Raw genomic sequence first — 18,498 nt, forward strand, 5'->3', positions numbered from 1 at the left:
TGAGATCTTGTGACCGAACCCACGCATGACCCGGAACTGCACTCCCGGCGCGCCTCGTCGTTCGGCGAAGAGGCGGCCGCGTACGCCGAGCACCGGCCCGATTACCCGCGGGCGGCGCTGGCCTGGGCCCTGGAAGGCGTGGCCCATCCGGCGAAAGACGCGCTGGACCTGGCGGCGGGCACGGGAAAGCTCACCCAGGGGCTGGTGGAGCTGGGCGTTTCCGTGACGGCGGTGGAGCCGGACCCGGGCATGCTGGCCGAGCTGACCCGGCTGCTGCCGGACGTCACCGCGCTGCTCGGCAAGGCCGAGGAGATCCCGCTGCCCGACGCGTCGGTGGACGCGGTGTTCATCGGCCAGGCGCTGCACTGGTTCGACCTGGAGCCGGCGTTCGCCGAGATAGCGCGGGTGCTGCGGCCGGGCGGGATCGTGCTGCCGCTGTGGAACCACGACGACGTGAGCGTGTCGTGGGTCGCCGAGTTCTCCGCCATCGTGCGCAGTGGCGTCAGCCAGGCTTGGGCCAGCGGTGAGCGGACGCTGGACACGCCGCCGGGTTTCGCGCCGTTCGAGGAGAACCGGTTCAACCACGCGCAACGGCGGACCGTCGACTCGCTGCTGGCCACGGTTTCCACCCATTCGCACCTGCTGGTCGCCGAGCCGGCCGAGCGCGACCGCGTTCTCACCGCGGCACGCGAGTACCTGCTCTCCAACCCGGCCACCGGAAACGGCGAGTTCGACCTGCCGCTGCTGACCACCGCGTTCCGCGCCCGGCGGCTCTGACCCCCGGCGACGAAGGTCACCAGCCACGGCGGCGGGGCGGTGCTAATTTCATAGGTGACGCCGCAAGCGTCCCGGACGAGAGCGTCGTACCCGGTCAGGACAAGACGACGCAGTGCCCCTGAAAAAGTCACTGCGAAAGGCTCCGCTCATGTCCTGGCTCGTGCTCATCGTCTCCGGCGTACTCGAAACCGTCTGGGCCGCCGCACTCGGCGCCGCCAAGGGTTTCAGCCGCCCCATCCCGATCATCACCTTCGCCGTCGCGCTGCTGCTCAGCATGAGCGGCCTGGCGTACGCACTGCGCACCATCCCGCTCGGCACCGGTTACGCGGTGTGGGTCGGGATCGGCGCGGTGGGGACCGCCGTCTACGGCATCGTGGCCCAGCACGACCCGGCGTCGTTCGGCCGGATCGCCTGCCTGGTGCTGATCGTCGCCGGCGTGGTCGGGCTGAAGGTGCTGCACTGAAAGCGCCCCAATGATGCTCCTATGGTTGGTCAAGGGGTGAGGTGTTGGAGGGCGGCGAGGTCTGCTGTGAGGTGTGGGTAGATGTTGCGGGCGATGTAGCGTTTGAGTTTGCGGATGATGTGTTTTCCGTTGCTGCGGTTGGGTGTTCGGTGTGTGGTGACGTAGTCGCGGGTGGGTTGGTGGGTGGCCATGCGGGTGATGGTGATGCGGTAGAGGGCGGCGTTGGCGTGGCGGTCGCCGCCGCGGTTGAGTCGGTGCCGGTCGGTGAGGCCTGAGCTGGCTTGGTGGGGTGCGGTGCCGGTGAGCATGGCGAAGGCGGGTTCGCTGCGGAGGCGGTCGGGGTTGTTGCCGGCGGTGATGAGCAGTTGGCCGGTGGTGTCGGGGCCGAGGCCGTGCTGGGCGAGGGTGCGGGGCGCGATGAGGGTGATCAGGGCGGTGAGCTGGGTGTTGAGCCGGGTGACGGCCTGGTCGTAGTGGCTGATCATGGTGGCGAGATCGTGCAGCGCGATGCGGGTGGCGGTGCCGGCGTCGAGCAGGGCGTGGGCGAGGCCGGTGCCGGTGTTGTCGGTGCCGGGCAGGGCCAGGCAGGCTGCCAGCAGCCGTGCCGGGGTGAGTCCGGTGAGCTGTTCGCGCAGATCGTCGGGTGCGGTGACGAGCAGGGCGCGCAGGGTGTTCCAGGCGGCGGTGCGGGCTTTGATCCAGGTGTCGCGGGTGCCGCGCAGCACCCGCACCGACTCGATCGGGCCGGTGCGGAGTTTAGGGGCGGCGGTGGCGTCGCCGGACTGCGTCGCCGCGGCGGCGCTGATCGCGTCCAGCGGGTCTGTCTTGCCTTGCCGGCGTCGTTTCTGCCGGTTCGGCCGGTTGACCTCCACCACCCGGACGTGCTCACCGGTCAGGTAGCGGGTCAGCCCGGCCCCGTAGGAGCCGGTGCCCTCCACCCCGACCGCGGTGACCGTGCCGAAGCCACGCAACCAGGCCAGCAGTGCCTGGTAGCCGGCACCGGTCGCGGCGAACCGGCGGGTGCCCAGCACCTGCCCGAGCGTGTTCTTCACCGCGGCCCAGTGGAAGTCACGATGGGTGTCCACCCCCGCCGTGATCACCTGCCCGGTGGCCGCGGCATCGGCTGTGACAGGGGCGGGCTGGGTTTTACCGGGGAGTTTTGCCATGCTGGTCGTGTCGTTCCTTCTCGGATGGTTCTGGGCGGGCAACGGCACCCCACCGAACCGCGGTGAGCGGACAACACTGTGATCAGCGGCCTGCGGCTACAGGCTCCTATCAGGTCACACACCCCGCACCCGGTGAGGCAAGCGGGACCACCGGGCCGGCCGACAGATCATTGGACAGACACCAACGGTCAGTGGCATACAGAGTCACACCGGCCCGGTGACCCCACCCCCACATCCTCACAGTGGCATTGGGGCGCTCAGCGCACATTGCGCTCGTACACCAGCCGTAGGCCCATCAGGGTCAGGTCCGGCACGTGCTCCTTGATCGTCTCGGACTCGCCGAGCACCAGCGGCGCGAGGCCGCCGGTCGCGATCACCGCGACCGGCCGGTCGCCGTCGGGCTCCAGCTCGCGCACGATCCGGCGGACGAGGCCGTCGACCTGGCCCGCGAAGCCGTAGAGGATGCCGGATTGCAGGCACTCCACGGTGTTCTTGCCGATCACCGACCGCGGCGGCACCAGCTCCACCTTGCGCAGCGCCGCGGCGCGCGCGGCCAGCGCGTCCACCGAGATCTCGATGCCGGGCGCGAACGCGCCGCCGAGGAACTCGCCCTTGGCGGAGATCGCGTCGACGTTCGTGGACGTGCCGAAGTCGACCACCACACAAGCCGTGGCGTGCAGGTGGTGGGCGGCGAGCGTGTTCACCAGCCGGTCGGCGCCGACCTCCTTGGGATTGTCGACGAGCAGGGGCACGCCCGTGCGCACCCCCGGCTCGACGACGATCTTCGGCAGCCGCGCGTAATAACGGCCCAGCATCACGCGCAGTTCGCGCAGCACCGCCGGGACCGTGGACAGCGCGCTGATGCCCGTGACCGCGTCGGCGTGCGCGCCGAGCAGGCCGCGCATGGTCAGCGCGAGCTCGTCGGCGGTGATGCGCGCGTCGGTGCGCATGCGCCAGTCGCCGACGAGCGTCTGCCCCTCGTACAGGCCGAGCACGATGTTGGTGTTGCCGACGTCGACGGTGAGCAGCACGCGTTTTCCTTTACTGCTTTCCCGCCGGCGGCGGTGGGTTGATTCAGCTTTCCGCGTGCAGCAGCGCGTCGAGGCGGCGCGCGTCGGCCGTCTCCGCCACCGGGAACGCGATGATGTCCTCGTCCGGCAGCAGCACGGTGCCCGACAGCAGCCCGGACCCCTCCGGCACGTGCGCCGGGTCCGCGCCCCGTTCGACGATCCGGTTGTCCTCGGAGACGAACACCACCCGCGGCTCGTACCCGGCCGCCTCGGCGTTGTCCATCTGCCCGTAGGAGATGAGGATGACCAGGTCGCCCGGGTGCACCAGGTGCGCGGCGGCGCCGTTGATGCCGAGCACGCCGCTGCCCCGCTCGCCCTTGATCACGTACGTCTCGAGGCGGGCCCCGTTGGTGACGTCCACAATGGACACCTGCTCGCCGGGCAGCAGGTCGGCGGCCTCCATCAGGTCCTCGTCGACGGTCACCGACCCCACGTAGTGCAGATCCGCCTGGGTCACCGTGGCCCGGTGGATCTTGGATTTCAGCATCGTGCGGTACATCGTGGACTCTCCCTTATTCCCCTGCGTCCAGCTCCACGCTCGGATGCTCCACCGCGTTTCCGAGCAGCAGTCCCACGTTGTCGATCAGCCGGGTGCTCCCCACCCGGGCGGCGATCAGCAGCCGTGCCTCACCGTCGACGAGCGCCGGCCCGAGATCGGTTCCCCTCAATTCCAGGTAGTCCACCGCCACCTGGGGACGCGCGGCCAGAGTCCGGCAGGCCACGTCCAAAACCGCTTCCGCCCCGTCGCGCCCGACGTGCGCCCCCGCGGACAGCGCCGCGGAAAGCACCACGGCGTCCTCCCGCTGCTCCGGCGTCAGGTAGACGTTGCGTGAAGAAAGCGCGAGCCCGTCCCGCTCGCGCACTGTCGGCACCCCGATCACGTGGGTGGGGATGTTCAGGTCCCGCACCATCCGCTTGATCAGCACCAGCTGCTGGTAGTCCTTCTCCCCGAAGAACGCGTAGTCCGGGCGCAGCAGGTTGAGCAGCTTCGCCACGACGGTCAGCACACCGGAGAAGTGGCCGGGCCGCGCGGCGCCCTCCAGCTCGTCGCCGAGCGGGCCGGGGTGCACGGTGACGGCCGCGCCCTCGACGTACAGGTCCGACGCCTTGGGCGTGAAGGCCAGCTCGACGCCGGCGTCGGCGAGAGTGGCGAGGTCGACGTCCAGCGGGCGCGGGTAGGCCTCGAAGTCCTCGCCCTCGCCGAACTGCAGCGGGTTCACGAAGATCGACGCGGCGACGATCGTGTTCGGCAGCCGCTTCGCGCGGCGCAGCAGCTCGCGGTGCCCGTCGTGCAGGGCGCCCATCGTCGGCACGAGCGCGACCTTGCGGCCGACAGCGCGCAGCGCCTGGCTCACCTGGCTGATGTGCTCGGGCGGCTGGAACGTGTTCAACGTGCCGCGCTGGAACTTCGGTGTGGTCACGGGTTCTGTCCTTCGGCGGGGTCGTCGAGAAGTTCGGTGAGCTCGGTGGCGGCCGCCGGGTCGAGCTGTCCGGCGGCCCGGGACCGCTCCGCCGTGCGCCGGGCCAGTGCCCGGTAGGCGGGGGCGATCTCCGGCGACGCCTCCGTCAGCACCGCGAGGTGCTTGCGGACGGTGCCGAGGTCACCACGCGCGACCGGACCGGTGAAGGCCCGATCGCCGTGTCGAAGGACATTATCCAGGGCCGCCGACAGCAGCGGTGCGACGAGTCGTTCCGCTTGCCCGATTCCGGCCTGACGGAGGAGTTCCGTGCAATCCGCGACGAGGGTCATCAGGTGGTTCGAGCCGTGGGCCAGCGCCGCGTGGTAGAGCGCGCGGGCCGCCTCGGGGATGCGCACCGGCTCGGCGCCCATCTCGACCGCGAGCGCCTCGCCGACGTTCCACGCCGCCTCGTCCTCGGCCGTCGCGGTGACGCCGATGCTGGCGGTGGCCAGCCGTTCGAGGTCCTCCGGGCGGCCGGTGAAGGTCATCACCGGGTGCAGCGCCAGCGGCAGCGCGCCAGCCTCCGCGGCGGGCGCGAGGACGTCCACGCCATGCGCGCCGGAGGTGTGCACGACGATCTGGCCCGCCCGCAGCGACTCCGTGGCCACCAGGCCGCGCAGCATGCCCGCGAGGGTGTCGTCGGGCAGCGCCAGCAGCACCAGGTCCGCGCGCCGGACGACCTCGTCGGGCGGCAGCAGGGGGACGCCGGGGAGCAGCCGCTCGGCCCGGGCGACGGACGCCGCGGACAGCCCGGACGCGGCGACCACGGTGTGGCCCGCGCGGGCCAGCGCCGCGCCGAGCACGCTGCCGACCCGGCCGGTCGACACGACGCCCACGGCGAGGCGGGCGGGCCGGTTCACCGGCCCACTTCGCAAACGCTCGGCGTGCCCGGTGCTTGACTCGCCGGCTCGATCATGGCGTGCGCCTGTGGACGCTCATGGCTCGTTGACTCCCTTGGCTCGTTCCAGTCCCGCTCACGTCGCGGGTACCAGACGACGGCGCGAGAGTAGCCCCGATCCGTCCGGCGGACCGAGTTGAAGGTGACCAGCTTCACCCGGTCTGGTCTGTCGCCAAGCGCACAGCCTCGGCGCGCGCCGTTCTCAGTGTGTGCAGCAGCTCGTCCTGGCGCTGCCGGTCGTCGTCGGTCCGGAGCCGCTGCCGCCGCAGGAAGGCCAGCTCGGTGACGCTCGCCTGGTACTGGCCCACGGCCTTCGCCGCGGCCTTGCCGGACTCGCGCCGGGCCTGGCGCCGCCAGGCGCGCCGTCCGGACAAGCTGCCCAGCAGCTCGACCTCCGACGGCGCGATCCACCTCGCCGCGGCCATCTTCGGCAGCGCGGCGGCGACTATCCGCTGCTCCCGGCGCCGCTGCAGCACGATCACGTACGAGACGCCGATGAACAGCGGCACCATGATCAGGAAGTACACGGTCAGGAACGCCTTGGAGCCGCCGAGGATGGCCGAGCTGTTCCACAGCGCGTGCAGGCAGACGGCCACGATGTAACCGCCGAGCGGCGCGAGGATCCGCACCGCCTTCTGCGTGGTCCGCGCCGCCACGCCGAACCCGATGCCCGTCATCACGCCGAACAGCGGGTGTGTGAACGGCGAAAGCACCCCGCGTAGGAAGAAGGCGGCGAGCACGCCGGAGTTGGCGCCGTTGCCGAAGCCGTAATCCGCGAACGCGCGGCCGAAGTAGTAGATGTTCTCGGTGAACGCGAAACCGGCGGCGCTGAAGCCCGCGTACACGATGCCGTCGACGATCCCGTCGAACTCGGAACTGCGGCGCCAGAAGATAAACAGGACAAAGGCGCCCTTCGCGGCCTCCTCGACCAGAGGCGCGGAAACGAGCGCACTGACCTTGCTGCCGGCGCCGCTGCCGAGCAGCAGGTCGCCCACGGCTTCGGCGCCGCTGTTGATGAGAAGCGCGGTGATCGTCGCGATGCACGCACCCCACGCGAAGGCGGCCAGAAGCAGCTTCGCGGGCTCCGGCTCCCACCGGTCCACCCACAGGAATCCCGCCACGACCACCCCGACCGGCACCAGCGCCGCGACGACCCCGATGGCCACCGCGAGCCAGCCGACCCGCGCCGTCGCCAGGCCGAACAGGAACAGGCCGCAGAGGGCCACCACGAGCAGCCCGAGCACGGGCAGCAGGACGGTGACCCGGCGGGGCAGCCGGCTCCGGACGGCGTCCGGTGCGCTGGACAGGGATCCGCTCACGGGCAGTCACCCTACGGGGGCGCGGAGGTGCTGTCTTGTCTGGTCGCCCGAGGAGTCGGAATCGCCCCGCCAGCAGCGAAAAAACCACCGGGCGACCCGGCAGTGGCGAAACTGCCCGGTCGCCCGGTGTAGGCGAACAGCCGAGAACGGCGTCAGTCCTCCGCACGGCGGCGACGCCGCGGACTCGGGGCGTCGGCTCCGTTGGCGGCCAGCAGCTCCGTCACAGAGCGGCCCGCGGTGTGGGAACCGCTCTGCGGGGCGTCCTCCGCGGAACGGCGGCCACGCGACGACCGCGGCTCCTGCGCTTCGGGCGTGGCCTCGCGGTGGCTCGGCGAAGACCCCCTGCCCTCCCACGACGGGGGCTCGCCGTCCGCGCGGCGACGGCGGCCGCCACCGGTGGGCTCGGGCGCCGGAGTGGCCTCGTCTTCGGAGCGGCGGCGACGGCCACCGCCCTTGTTCGCGACGCTGCTGCGGACGGCCTCCGGGAGCGTCGGGTTCACCGGCGACTCGGCGGGCTCCTCGTCCGACGAGCGGTGCGCACCGTGCCGCGACGCGGGCGCCGGGGCCGGGGTCGGCTCGGACGACAGCGGCGAAAGGTCCGCACGCGAGAACTGCTCCAGCCGGGAAGGCTTGCGCGGCGCCGGGTCCGGCACGTGCACCGGCGCGTCGAGCGAAGGCAGGTCCGTACGCGGCTTCGGCGGGTTCGCCGACGGGCGCTGCCGATCCGCGAGATCGTCCCGCTTCTGGAACGCGGCGCTGAGGCTTTCGCCCGGCTTGCGGCCGCCGTCCCAAGCCGGCTTCCAGGTGGCCGTGGCCTCACCGGCGGCAGGCGACACCCGCGGCAGGTCCGGCCGCGAGACCTCGGACCGGGAAACGGGCGGCTCGACCCGGCGCATGCTCGGCTGCGACGCCTCGGCGCGCGAAACCGGCGGCTCGACGCGGCGCATCCCGGACTGCGACGCCTCGGCGGAGCGTGGCTCCACCCAGCGCATCTCCGACTGCGACGCCTCGCCGCGCTGTTCCACCCGGCGCATCCCGGACTGTGACGCTTCGGCGGGACGCGCCTCGACCCGTCGCATCTCCGGCCGGGACATCTCCGCGCGGTAAGCGGGACGCATCGCGGGCCGGGACTCCTCGGCGGACCGCTCCTCTTGACGCGGCTGCGGGCGCGGCACGTGCCGCGTCGCCTCGGCGGGCGAGGACTCGGGCTTCGAGACCGGCGCGACGGTGCGCGTCGGCTGCTGTTCGGACGCCTCCCGGCGCGAGGCCTCGGCCCGCAGCTCGGCGGCCTTGACCGCCCGCGCCGCGGCCGACTCCTGCTGCTCCGGCTGCGGCCGATTGCCCGGCTTCGGCCGGGAGAGCTGCTGCGTGCGCTGGGTGTTGACGGTGGACGGCGGTTTGCCGTTCGGCCCTTGCTGACCGCCGGGCCCGTGCGGGCCCACGCCGTTCGACGGCTTGCGCCGCCGCTCGACGGACGCGGAATCGAGCACCCGGTCCATCAGCTCGGTCGGCCGCTCGTTGACCTCGACCGCCGGCTTCTTCGGCGCCATCAGCTGGGCCGGCTTCTTGCCGTTGCCGTTCTTGGTCTCCGAGCCCGCGGAGACGAGCCGCTGCTCGTCGTTCAGCGCGCGCATGCGCGTGGCCTGCGCGGTCAGCGCGACCCGCTCGAGCAGCACCTCGCCGCCGAACAGCGACTGCAGGCTGTCCCGCAGGGCTGACACCTCGGCGCGCAGCGCATCGAGCTCCTCGCGCGATTGGGCCTGTGCGGCCTCCCTCGTTTCGGCTTCGATCTCCAGCTCGTACTCACGCCGAGCCGCGATCTCGCGTTCCAGTTCCAACTCGTATACCGCCTGCGCCTCGGCGACCGTGTCCTCGCTGTGTGCCGCGTGCTTGCGATACCTCACGGCCAGGAAGGCGCCGATCAGGGCGGCCCAGAGGGCGGCGACGATGCCGAGCCGGAGGAACCGGAGGTCGTCGCTGAGCACCAGTGCGAGAGTGGCTCCGATGACGAGGAGGAATCCGACAACAAGCCACGGCCTACCCAGAAGGCGGCCGCGCGAGTCGTCACCCACGCCGGTCATGCCTGACACCGTACCTTCCAGTGACCCGAACGAGACCTAGTCGGTACTTCGAGCGGCCGATTTCGATCGTTAACCGGTCGTCCCGCGGGTGCCGCCCCGATCGGTCTCCGAGGGGGTCCGGCAGCAGTGCTCGAGCCATAAAGCCGCAGCTACCAGCAGCGCGGAGCACACCACGCCGGCCACCGCCGAGCGGCTGTCCGAGACAGCCGCGACGAGTTCGTCACGTCGGGGAAAAACATAGGCGAACGCGGCCAGCCAGGCCCCCGTCATGAAGGCCCCGGCCAACGAGGACGCCTTGGCGAGCGCTACCGAGCGTGCAATCCCGATCGCGCCGACCACTCGTCCGGCCCGGATTCTTGACCGAATCGAGTAAGCCAGGATCACCTCGATCACAGCGAGTACCGCAAACGTGACCCCGGCCAGCAGCGGGAGCTGCGGCAGGTTGCCGTACGCGAACTGGAACACCACGTAGATCAGGACGAGGCCGAGTACCGCGGCCACCACCAGGTCGCGGGGCCGGGTGAAGTGCATGGCCCCACCGTACCGAGGGGCCCCGGGCGTGCGGCTTGCCGCGCCGTCGCCCGAAACGGGAGTCCGGCGTCAGGCCAGGGAGAGGTCCGGCCGCCGGACGACTCCCGCGCGATCGGACTCCGGCCGCAGCGCCAGCAGCTCCACGAGGGAGCCGTGGCCGGGCAGGACCACGGCCGGCTCGATCTCCAGCCAGGGGACGAGCACGCTCGCGCGGTCCGGGGTGCCCGGGTGCGGCAGCAGCAGTTCGGGATCGTCCGAGCGGACGCCGTCGACGGTCACTATGTCGACATCCAGCGTGCGCGGGCCCCAGCGCTGCTCGCGCACCCGGCCGGCCGCCCGCTCGGCGGCCTGCCCCGCGCGCAGCCAGGCCCAGTGGTCACGCGCGGGGTCGTCGACGATGCAGACGGCGTTCAGGAAGTCCGGCTGCTCCTCGACCCCCCACGGCTTCGTCTCGTAGACGCCCGAAACCGCGACCAGCCACGGCCGCACGGCGTCGACCGCGCCGCGCAGGTACCCGAGCCGGTCGCCGAGGTTCGAGCCGAGCGAGAGGACGGCGCGGCTCACCGCTCCCGCCGGACGGTGACGGCGACGTCGTCGAACGTCAGCGGGATCGGCGCGGACGGCTTGTGCACGGTGACCTCCACGGCCTTCGGCCTCGTGTCCAGCAGCACCTCGTCGGCGATCCGGCCCGCGACGCTCTCGATCAGGTCGTACGGCTCGCCCGCGACGATGCCCGCCGCCAGCTCGGCCAGCTCGCCGTAGTGCAGGGTCTTGGTCAGGTCGTCGGACGCCGCGGCCGGGCCGAGGTCGAGCCACACCGTGATGTCGACGACGAACTCCTGCCCGTCGCGCTTCTCGTGCTCGAAGACGCCGTGGCGGCCGAACACCCGCAGCCCGGTGAGTGTGATGCGGTCAGCCATCGGCCCGTCCTCGTGACCAGGCGGCCGCGACAGCGACCGCGTCCAGCGAAGCACCCACCTCGTGCACACGCACCCCCCAAGCGCCCGCCGTCGCGGCGAGCGTCGAAATGGCGGCGGTGGCGTCCTCGCGACCGGACGGCGACCGTGGCTCACCGTCCTTTCCGGACAGCAGACGGCCGAGGAACCGCTTGCGCGAGGCCCCGACGAGCACCGGGAAACCCAGCTCCAGCAAGGAGTCCAGCCCGTGCAGCAGCGCCCAGTCGTGCTCGGCCTGCTTGGCGAAGCCGAGGCCGGGGTCGAGCACGATGGCGTCCGGCTTCACCCCGGCCGCCAGGGCTTCGTCCACTCGGGACAGCAGCTCGGCGCGCACCTCGGCGACGACGTCGGTGTAGCTGGCGAGCGCGTTCATGTCCTTGCTGTGCCCGCGCCAGTGCATCAGCACCCACGGTGCCCCGGAGTCCGCGGCGACGTGCGCCATGCCCGGGTCGGCGAGGCCGCCGGAGACGTCGTTGATCACCCGCGCGCCGGCGTCCAGCGCGGCCTCCGCGACCGCGGCCCGCGTGGTGTCGACCGACAGCGCCACGCCCTCGCCGGCCAGCTGCCGGATCACGGGCAGCACCCGCGCCACCTCCGTCTCGGCGTCGACGCGCAACGCGCCGGGCCGGGTGGACTCGCCGCCGACGTCGATCAGGTCCGCGCCGCGCGCCCACATCCGGCGGGCGTGGTCGAGCGCCTGGTCCGTGTCGAGGTAACGGCCACCGTCGGAGAACGAATCGGGCGTCACGTTGAGGATCCCCATCACCGCGCAACGCCCGGGCGCGGGCAGCGAGCTCACCGTCGCCCCTTGATCAGCTCGATCGCCTCGGCTCGCGAGGACGCCGAAGTCCGCAGCAACCCGCGCACGGCCGAGGTGATGGTGCGCGCGCCGGGCTTGCGGATCCCGCGCATCGACATGCAGAGGTGCTCGGCCTCCATCACCACGATCACCCCGCGCGGCTCGAGCTTGCGCACCAGCGCGTCGGCCACCTGCGAGGTCAGCCGCTCCTGGACCTGCGGCCGCTTCGCGTAGAGGTCGACCAGGCGGGCCAGCTTGGACAGGCCGGTGACCTTGCCGTTGGCATTCGGGATGTAGCCGACGTGCGCGACCCCGTGGAAGGAGAGCAGGTGGTGCTCGCAGGTGGAGAACATCGGGATGTCGGTGACGACCACGAGCTCCTCGTGGGATTCGTCGAAGGTCTTGTCCAGCACCTCGGCCGGATCGAGGTACAGCCCGCTGAACATCTCCTGGTAAGCGCGAGCGACCCGGGCCGGGGTGTCCTTGAGGCCATCCCGGTCCGGGTCTTCGCCGCAGGCGAGCAAGAGCTCGCGGATGGCGTTCTCCGCCCGGTCCTGATCGAAGGCCGGGCGGGCCACGCCGTTGCTACTGCTTGTCTGGTCCGTCCACGTCACGCCGCTGCTGCCCCTCGTCCGGCTGCTGGCCGTTCGCCCCATCGGCGAACCAGCCCTGCTCAGACGGACGGTCTTCGGCGGGACGCCACGACTGCTGGCCGGGGTTGCCGCCCGGCGAGGTCGCCGGGGTCCACCCCGGGGGGGCACCGTAGTTCGGCGGCCCGCTCTGCGCACCGCCCGGGCCACCCGGGTAGTAGCCGCCCGCCGGACCGCCCGGCTGCTGACCACCATACGACTGGGGCCAGTAACCGGTGCCGTTCGGCCCACCGTTGGGACGGCCGCCGTTGGGGTGCGCGCCCGGCTGCGGCGGCGCGTACGGGTTGGCGTTCGGATCCGGGGCCGGGTACGGCGGCCCGCCGGGCAGGTCGCCGGCTCCCGGCGCGGTGCCGACCGGGGTCGGCTCCGGCTGGCGGACCGGCTTCTTCTCCTTCTCCGGCGGAGGCCACGGCTCGCCGCGCTCCATCGCCAGCTCGCCCGGGGTCTTGATCGGCGGCTTGTCCGACGGCGTCCGCTCACCGAACTCGTTGAACACGGTGATGTGCGGGCGCTTCTCGACCGTCGCGAAGATCCGCTCCAGGTCCTTGCGGGTCAGCGTCTCCTTCTCCAGGAGCTCGATGACCAGCTCGTCCAGCACGTCGCGGTAGGTGTTGAGCACGTGCCACGCCTCGGTGTGCGCGGTCTCGATGAGCTTGCGCACCTCCTCGTCGATCTCGTGCGCCACCTCGAGCGAGTAGTCGGCCTGGCGGCCGGCCGAACGGCCCAGGAACGGGTCGCCCTGCTCCTGGCCGTACTTGACCGCGCCGAGCCGCGCGCTCATGCCGTACTCGGTGACCATCGAGCGCGCGATCTTCGTCGCCTGCTCGATGTCGGCCGACGCGCCGGTGGTGGGCTCGTGGAAGACCAGCTCCTCCGCCGTGCGCCCGCCCATGGCGAACACCAGCCGGCCGATCATCTCCGAGCGGGTCATCAGCTCCTTGTCGTCCTCCGGGACGAGCAGAGCGTGCCCACCGGTGCGACCGCGCGGCAGGATCGTCAGCTTGTACACCGGCTCGATGTCCGGCATCGCCCACGCGGCGAGCGCGTGCCCGCCCTCGTGGTAGGCCGTGATCTTCTTCTCCTTCTCGGAGATGATCCGGCTCTTGCGAGCGGGCCCGCCGACCACGCGGTCGACCGACTCCTCCAGCTCGACGTCGCCGATCACGTGCCCGTTCTTGCGGGCGGTGAGCAGCGCGGCCTCGTTCAGCACGTTGGCCAGGTCGGCGCCGGACATGCCGACGGTCCGCTTGGCCAGGCTGCCCAGGTCGGTGCCCTGCGCGATCGGCTTGCCCTTGGCGTGCACCTCGAGGATCGCGCGGCGGCCGCGCATGTCGGGCGCCGACACCGGGATCTGCCGGTCGAACCGGCCCGGGCGCAGCAGCGCCGGGTCCAGGATGTCCGGCCGGTTGGTGGCCGCGATCAGGATGATGCCGCCGCGGGCGTCGAAGCCGTCCATCTCGACCAGCAGCTGGTTCAGCGTCTGCTCGCGCTCGTCGTGCCCGCCGCCGAGGCCGGCGCCGCGCTGGCGGCCGACCGCGTCGATCTCGTCGACGAAGATGATGCACGGCGCGTTCTGCTTGGCCTGTTCGAACAGGTCACGCACTCGCGAAGCACCGACACCGACGAACATCTCGACGAAGTCCGAGCCGGAGATCGTGTAGAACGGCACGCCCGCTTCACCGGCGACGGCTCGCGCGAGCAGCGTTTTACCGGTGCCTGGCGGCCCGTACAGGAGCACGCCCTTCGGGATTTTCGCGCCGAGCGCCTGATATCGCGCCGGGTTCTGCAGGAAGTCCTTGATCTCGTACAGCTCTTCGACGGCCTCGTCCGCACCCGCGACATCGCCGAAGGTGGTCTTGGGCATGTCCTTGTTCAGCTGTTTCGCCTTGGACTTGCCGAAGTTGAGGACGCGGTTGCCGCCGCCCTGCGCGTTGTTCATCATCCACATCAGCAGGCCGAGTACCAGCGCCAGCGGGATCGCGAAGATGAGGATCTGCGTCAGGATGCTCTGCTGCGTCACCTTGGTGGTGAACTTGATCGGCTGGCCGTTGTTCTGCGCCGCGATCAGCTTGTCGTAGATCTCCTGCGAAGCGTTCGCCGGGTACTGCGCGACGATCTGGTCGGTCTGCGTCCCGTCGACGTCGATCTTCTGCGTGAGCAGCAGTTTGACCTGCTGCTCCTTGTCCTCGAGGCTTGCTTCCTTGACGTGGTTCTGCTTGATCTGCTGATCAGCCACTGAGATGGGAGCCTGGGTGTATCCACGATCGCTGTCGAAGATCGTGTTGTAGGCGAACAACGCCAGCAACCCCGCGACGATCCACAGCAGTGGGTTCCTGAGCACGCTCTTCCGGTTCATACGACTCGGCCCTGCTGGCCTCGACCCTCCCTGGTTGGGCGGCTCCTGTGATACCCGCCATCACGATCTTGACAACCCATGGTGCTCCCGCACCGGTTACATCAGGGTACCGTCCGGGCGGACGCTGGACCCCGATGAGCCTCACGCAGGTCAACGGGCGATACCGCACCAGGGTTCCCGGATCGTTCCGGACCCGGTCACCCTAGCGTGTGTCAACCGCCACAGACGCCACCATCTCACCAAGCCGCGTACGCAGTGTCTTGGGATCCGCCGGAGCCACCGTCACCCATTCGCGGCCGTCCGAACCCGCACGTGAGAGGCTCAGATAACGCCCTGTGGCGGTGTCGAACCAGCCCAGCACGCGGGACCGCTGCCGGGTCCCGAGCGAGGAGCGGCTGTTCGCTGCCAGCTGACCGCCGCGTTGCCGGGGCTGGCCCGAGATCAGCCCGTAAGTCTCCTTCGGGTCGACCGTCACGCGCTCGCTGAGTGACTGACGCCTCCCCCGGCGACCCTTCTCCTCGGCCTCGGCGGGCCCGCTCGAAGCCGAAACGGGCACCCGGATCGGGCGCGTGTTCAATGCCTCGTCGAGCGGCAGTGTGACGGACGCCTCGCTGCCGCGGGGTCCCGCCGGCAGCAGGTCGATCACCGCGGACGCCAAACCGTCCGACGGGATGCCGCGCAGCCAGATGCCGTCGCCGTCCTGGATCGCCACCACGCCGGTGCGGTCGTCGCCCGCGGCGAGGATCGCGATGGGGTGTGCCTGGAACTGCGGGATGTGCACCGCGTCGATGGAAACCGGGCCCCGGGCGAGCAGGCCGAGCCAGTCGTCGAGGCGCGGCTCGACGTAACCGCGGGCATCGCGGACGCCGCGCGCCTTCAGCTCGACGTCGACCCGGTGCCGCAGCGACACCCGCTCGTCCTCGGTGGCGCCGTGCGAGCGCACCCGCAGCGGGTACGGCAGCTCGCCCAGCTCCATGGACTCCCAGAGGAAGTCGAACGCCAGCGGGGTGAAGAACTCTTGCTGCATGCGGTGCTGCTCACTCTCCAGGATCGAACTCTGGCTCAGCGTAGCGCGGAAAGCCCGGCCCAGGTCAACGCTTCAGCGCGAACCGGAACTCCTCGTCCGCGAGCCGGGCCGTCAGAAGGCGGCGGTGCTCGCCTGCGCCGCGCCGGACAACATCTCGCCGAGGCGGTGGCGCAGCGTGGCGGCGTCGGCCGGGGCGATGGTGATCCAGTCCCGGCCGTCGCGGCCGCTGGTGGCCTGCGTGAAGTACCGGCCGCTCTCGGTGTCGAACCAGCTGAGCACCGGGGAGCGGCTCCGGCCGCCCATGCGGTTGCGGGCGTTGGCGCCGACCTGGCCGCCGCGCAGCCGGGGCTGGGCGTGCAGCCGTGCGAGGGCCTTGCGGTCCTCGTCCACGCTGGCCCGGCCCGACGCGTCCACCTGGTTGCCGCGCCGCTGCATGAAGTCGACGCCCGAGGCGCCCACGAGCTGCTCCAGCGGCACCGTGATCGACTTCTCCGTGCCGCGCGGAGCGCCCGGCAGCAGCGAGACGATCGCGGTCGCGAGGCCGTCCACCGGGCAGGGCTGCAGGTGCAGCCCCCGGGTGTCCTGGACGGCCAGCAGCCCCTGGCCGCCGAGAGCGCCCGCGACCGCCAGCAGCGGCTCCGCGTTCGGGTCGATCAGCTGGACCGAGTCGAGGCTGAGGTCAGGTGAGGCGAGGATGCCGAAGAAGTCCTCGACGTGCGGTTCCGGCCGCCCGCGCCCGTCGGCCAGCCCGCGTTGCGCCAGCCCGTTGAGCGCCTGCCCGCGCAGCGCGGCCCGTTCGTCCACGGTGCTCCCGTGCGAGCGCGCCCGCAGCGGGTACGGCAGCTCCCCCATCCCGGCCGACTCCCACAGGAAGTCCAGCTCGAGCGGGGTGAGCAGCTCCGCGTTCGGCATCGACCAACCCCTTGTCACACAAGCGTTTCAGGAAAAACACGGGCGCGCGGCCGGGAAGGCCGCGCGCCCGTGGGAAAGGAATCAGTCGTCGTCTTCGTCCGACCACGCGCCGATGACCGGCGGCGGGGTGGCCTCGTTGGCGCCGAAGGCGTCGTCCGGGTCCGGCTCGATGAGGAACGACGCGTGCGTGTGCTCCTCGTCCTCCTGGCCCTGGCCGCCACCCATGCCGCCGCCCATACCGCCCATGCCGCCGCTCATGCCGGGCGCCGGGGCCTGGCCGCCGATGGTGCCGCCCGCGGGGACCACACCACCCTGCTGCGGAACCGCCGAAGCGGCGCTCTGGCCGTTCTGGTGCTCGGCCGCCGCGGCCGTGCTCTCCTCGTTGTTGCGAGAGCCGCTGCGGGTGCCCTGGCCCAGCTTCGCGCCGGCGAAGCCGAGGCCGCCGCCGACCGCGCCCAGCCCGAGCGCCGAGCCGACACCGCCGGCGCCGCCACCGCCGGCCGGAGCCGACGGGGTGATCGCGGCCGCGCCACTCACCGCACCGGTCCCGGCACCAACGCCGGGGCCCGCCGCGGGCAGAGCGGTCGGGGCCGCGCCGGAAGCGCCGTACGTGCCCGAATCACCGGTGACGTGCGGGCCGCCGGCACCGACGACGCTGCCGTGGCCGCCCGCGCCGAACCCGATCGGGCCGCCCAGCGCGGGGGTGCCCACGCCGCCCACAGCCCCGACGTTGCCGGAGTGCGAGCCGCCGTTGAGCGAGTTGAACGAGTTGCCGTTGAAGTGCGAGGCAGTGGGCTTCATGCCGAGCGAGTCGGGGCCGAAGCTCGGGGTCGAGCCGTCGACCTCGCTCATCGACTGCGTGTACGCGTTGAAGAACGCGACCTGCTGCGCCTTGACGTCGTTCGCGGCGTCGGCCTGGACCTTCTGGTCCGCGGCCATCGCGGCGGGGCCGCCGGCCAGCGCGGCGGCCATCGCCTGCTTCGGGTCGAAGTCGCGCGGGGCCGGCATCTTCTTGACCTCGGCGGCGGCCGCGGCCTGCTTGCCGAGGCGGTCGGCCATCGTGTGCGCGGCGTCCGAGGCCTGCTGGCCGGAGTTGGCGATGGACACGAGCGCGCCCTGCGCACCCGCGGCGCCATGGCCGACCCAGGCGTTGCCCAGCTCGGAGATCGCGTTGTAGAGGTGGTCCGACGCCTGCTTCAGCTCGGTGCCGTGCTTCGTCCACTGCTGGCCGGTGGCCTCGGCGGTGCCGGGGTCGTTGTCGGTGACCGCGCCGTTGTAGAGCTCCTGGCTCTGCTGCGAGTTCCAGTTCGGCGGGTTCGCGATCGCGCGGTCGCCGCCCATCTCGAAGCCGCCGGAGCTGGAGCGCGCGGACGCGACGATGCTCTGCGACTCGCTGTTGTCGCCCATCGGCACGAGCGGCGTGCCGGACGTCCCCTGAGTGCCCGGCGAGAGCGGCGTCGGCTGCTGCCCGGTGCCGCTGGTGTCGTGATTCGGTGCCATGACTGGTGATCCCCCTCGGACGTCAGGCCTTGCGGAACGGGTCGGCGGCAGACTGGTCGATCTCGTGGTACTTCGACATCGCCGTGACGATGCCCTGCTCGGCCGCCTCGTACTGGTCGAGCAGGTTCTTCAGCGCGGAGGCGTAGGAGTCCCCGCCGCCGTCGGCGCGCTGGACGAACTTCGCCGCCATCGCCTGGCCGACCGGGTTGGCCCCCAGCTTCGGCGGCTGCGCCAGCGAGCCCGAGCTGTTGAGCAGGGCCTCGATCGCGTCCTTGCCGGTGCGGATCTTGTTCAGCACGGTCTGTGCCGCGTCAGGATCGATGCCGACCTGACCGTTGGCGGCGGCGTTCTTGAACGCGTTGGCGTCGGCCAAGCTGCTGTTGCCCATCTGCCCTCTCTCCGTTCCCCCGCGCGAGCTCGCCCCGCCCGCATGGCAATAGGTCTTCGCATAGGTTAACGCACCTGGTCGGCACGTATGACGCGATCGCCCGACCCAGGGTTCCGTACCGGAGGTGATCGCCGCAACAAGGTTC

The 18,498-nt window shown here is 71.5% G+C and carries 19 protein-coding genes and 1 riboswitch; of the genes, 2 read left to right on the forward strand and 17 right to left on the reverse strand.

Going from position 1 to position 18,498, the window contains the following annotated elements; all coding sequences use genetic code 11:
* Nucleotides 1-9 precede the first annotated feature (9 nt).
* Together OG371_RS12045 and OG371_RS12050 are read left to right on the forward strand one after the other, a co-directional pair.
* Nucleotides 10-777, forward strand: coding sequence for a class I SAM-dependent methyltransferase (locus OG371_RS12045; RefSeq protein WP_329068559.1), 768 nt, complete (start codon nucleotides 10-12; stop codon nucleotides 775-777).
* A 51-nt stretch (nucleotides 778-828) separates the two neighbouring features.
* Nucleotides 829-891: riboswitch (guanidine-III (ykkC-III) riboswitch) on the forward strand.
* Nucleotides 892-925: 34 nt separating this feature from the next.
* Nucleotides 926-1,240: a DMT family transporter gene (locus tag OG371_RS12050; protein WP_329068561.1), complete on the forward strand. Its 315-nt coding sequence runs from the start codon at nucleotides 926-928 to the stop codon at nucleotides 1,238-1,240.
* Between the two features lie 29 nt (nucleotides 1,241-1,269).
* Here OG371_RS12050 and OG371_RS12055 read toward each other — a convergent pair whose 3' ends face one another.
* The 17 genes from OG371_RS12055 to OG371_RS12135 all read right to left on the reverse strand — a co-directional run bounded on the left by OG371_RS12055 (nucleotide 1,270) and on the right by OG371_RS12135 (nucleotide 18,353).
* Nucleotides 1,270-2,406: an IS110 family transposase gene (locus OG371_RS12055; protein ID WP_329067310.1), complete on the reverse strand. Its 1,137-nt coding sequence runs from the start codon at nucleotides 2,404-2,406 to the stop codon at nucleotides 1,270-1,272.
* Nucleotides 2,407-2,663: 257 nt separating this feature from the next.
* Nucleotides 2,664-3,437: a type III pantothenate kinase gene (locus OG371_RS12060; protein WP_329068563.1), complete on the reverse strand. Its 774-nt coding sequence runs from the start codon at nucleotides 3,435-3,437 to the stop codon at nucleotides 2,664-2,666.
* Between the two features lie 43 nt (nucleotides 3,438-3,480).
* On the reverse strand, nucleotides 3,481-3,975 hold the full coding sequence (panD, locus tag OG371_RS12065) for an aspartate 1-decarboxylase (RefSeq protein WP_329068566.1): 495 nt from the start codon (nucleotides 3,973-3,975) through the stop codon (nucleotides 3,481-3,483).
* A 13-nt stretch (nucleotides 3,976-3,988) separates the two neighbouring features.
* Nucleotides 3,989-4,897, reverse strand: coding sequence for a pantoate--beta-alanine ligase (gene panC, locus OG371_RS12070; RefSeq protein ID WP_329068568.1), 909 nt, complete (start codon nucleotides 4,895-4,897; stop codon nucleotides 3,989-3,991).
* Entirely contained in the window at nucleotides 4,894-5,796 is a 903-nt protein-coding gene (locus tag OG371_RS12075; protein ID WP_329068571.1) for a Rossmann-like and DUF2520 domain-containing protein, read from the reverse strand. The genes panC and OG371_RS12075 overlap by 4 nt, the downstream gene beginning before the upstream one ends.
* Nucleotides 5,797-5,986: 190 nt before the next feature.
* The gene (locus OG371_RS12080; protein ID WP_329073017.1) at nucleotides 5,987-7,141 is read right to left on the reverse strand and encodes a PrsW family intramembrane metalloprotease; all 1,155 of its coding nucleotides are present in this window, start codon (nucleotides 7,139-7,141) and stop codon (nucleotides 5,987-5,989) included.
* A 164-nt stretch (nucleotides 7,142-7,305) separates the two neighbouring features.
* Nucleotides 7,306-9,234, reverse strand: coding sequence for a DUF6779 domain-containing protein (locus OG371_RS12085; protein WP_329068573.1), 1,929 nt, complete (start codon nucleotides 9,232-9,234; stop codon nucleotides 7,306-7,308).
* 69 nt (nucleotides 9,235-9,303) lie between these two features.
* Nucleotides 9,304-9,765: a DUF3180 domain-containing protein gene (locus OG371_RS12090; RefSeq protein ID WP_329068575.1), complete on the reverse strand. Its 462-nt coding sequence runs from the start codon at nucleotides 9,763-9,765 to the stop codon at nucleotides 9,304-9,306.
* A 69-nt stretch (nucleotides 9,766-9,834) separates the two neighbouring features.
* The gene (folK, locus tag OG371_RS12095; protein WP_329068577.1) at nucleotides 9,835-10,329 is read right to left on the reverse strand and encodes a 2-amino-4-hydroxy-6-hydroxymethyldihydropteridine diphosphokinase; all 495 of its coding nucleotides are present in this window, start codon (nucleotides 10,327-10,329) and stop codon (nucleotides 9,835-9,837) included.
* Nucleotides 10,326-10,685 (reverse strand): dihydroneopterin aldolase, encoded by a 360-nt coding sequence (gene folB / locus OG371_RS12100; RefSeq protein WP_328604933.1) that lies wholly within the window; start codon nucleotides 10,683-10,685, stop codon nucleotides 10,326-10,328. The genes folK and folB overlap by 4 nt, the downstream gene beginning before the upstream one ends.
* The gene (gene folP / locus OG371_RS12105) at nucleotides 10,678-11,520 is read right to left on the reverse strand and encodes a dihydropteroate synthase (protein WP_442876104.1); all 843 of its coding nucleotides are present in this window, start codon (nucleotides 11,518-11,520) and stop codon (nucleotides 10,678-10,680) included. The genes folB and folP overlap by 8 nt, the downstream gene beginning before the upstream one ends.
* A complete protein-coding gene (gene folE, locus OG371_RS12110; protein ID WP_329068579.1) occupies nucleotides 11,517-12,134 on the reverse strand; it encodes a GTP cyclohydrolase I FolE in 618 nt (205 codons plus the stop codon). Before folE ends, folP begins: the two co-directional genes overlap by 4 nt.
* Nucleotides 12,106-14,526: an ATP-dependent zinc metalloprotease FtsH gene (gene ftsH / locus OG371_RS12115; protein WP_329068581.1), complete on the reverse strand. Its 2,421-nt coding sequence runs from the start codon at nucleotides 14,524-14,526 to the stop codon at nucleotides 12,106-12,108. Before ftsH ends, folE begins: the two co-directional genes overlap by 29 nt.
* A 202-nt stretch (nucleotides 14,527-14,728) precedes the next feature.
* Nucleotides 14,729-15,553, reverse strand: a complete 825-nt coding sequence (locus OG371_RS12120; RefSeq protein WP_329068583.1) for an ESX secretion-associated protein EspG — start codon at nucleotides 15,551-15,553, stop codon at nucleotides 14,729-14,731.
* Between the two features lie 111 nt (nucleotides 15,554-15,664).
* A complete protein-coding gene (locus OG371_RS12125; RefSeq protein WP_329068585.1) occupies nucleotides 15,665-16,465 on the reverse strand; it encodes an ESX secretion-associated protein EspG in 801 nt (266 codons plus the stop codon).
* 81 nt (nucleotides 16,466-16,546) lie between these two features.
* Nucleotides 16,547-17,965: a hypothetical protein gene (locus OG371_RS12130; RefSeq protein ID WP_442876105.1), complete on the reverse strand. Its 1,419-nt coding sequence runs from the start codon at nucleotides 17,963-17,965 to the stop codon at nucleotides 16,547-16,549.
* Nucleotides 17,966-17,987: 22 nt separating this feature from the next.
* Nucleotides 17,988-18,353, reverse strand: a complete 366-nt coding sequence (locus OG371_RS12135; RefSeq protein ID WP_091617140.1) for a hypothetical protein — start codon at nucleotides 18,351-18,353, stop codon at nucleotides 17,988-17,990.
* Nucleotides 18,354-18,498 lie beyond the last annotated feature (145 nt).

This window comes from Amycolatopsis sp. NBC_01480, assembly GCF_036227205.1.
Taxonomy (GTDB): domain Bacteria; phylum Actinomycetota; class Actinomycetes; order Mycobacteriales; family Pseudonocardiaceae; genus Amycolatopsis.

What these genes read in the sequence shown, in the direction of transcription:
- OG371_RS12050 (WP_329068561.1), top strand. Translation starts at nt 926, where the DNA reads ATGTCCTGGCTCGTGCTCATCGTCTCCGGCGTACTCGAAACCGTCTGG.
- OG371_RS12055 (WP_329067310.1), bottom strand. Translation starts at nt 2,406, where the DNA reads ATGGCAAAACTCCCCGGTAAAACCCAGCCCGCCCCTGTCACAGCCGAT.
- panD (WP_329068566.1), bottom strand. Translation starts at nt 3,975, where the DNA reads ATGTACCGCACGATGCTGAAATCCAAGATCCACCGGGCCACGGTGACC.
- OG371_RS12085 (WP_329068573.1), bottom strand. Translation starts at nt 9,234, where the DNA reads ATGACCGGCGTGGGTGACGACTCGCGCGGCCGCCTTCTGGGTAGGCCG.
- OG371_RS12090 (WP_329068575.1), bottom strand. Translation starts at nt 9,765, where the DNA reads ATGCACTTCACCCGGCCCCGCGACCTGGTGGTGGCCGCGGTACTCGGC.
- folB (WP_328604933.1), bottom strand. Translation starts at nt 10,685, where the DNA reads ATGGCTGACCGCATCACACTCACCGGGCTGCGGGTGTTCGGCCGCCAC.
- ftsH (WP_329068581.1), bottom strand. Translation starts at nt 14,526, where the DNA reads ATGAACCGGAAGAGCGTGCTCAGGAACCCACTGCTGTGGATCGTCGCG.
- OG371_RS12120 (WP_329068583.1), bottom strand. Translation starts at nt 15,553, where the DNA reads ATGCAGCAAGAGTTCTTCACCCCGCTGGCGTTCGACTTCCTCTGGGAG.
- OG371_RS12125 (WP_329068585.1), bottom strand. Translation starts at nt 16,465, where the DNA reads ATGCCGAACGCGGAGCTGCTCACCCCGCTCGAGCTGGACTTCCTGTGG.
- OG371_RS12130 (WP_442876105.1), bottom strand. Translation starts at nt 17,965, where the DNA reads ATGGCACCGAATCACGACACCAGCGGCACCGGGCAGCAGCCGACGCCG.
- OG371_RS12135 (WP_091617140.1), bottom strand. Translation starts at nt 18,353, where the DNA reads ATGGGCAACAGCAGCTTGGCCGACGCCAACGCGTTCAAGAACGCCGCC.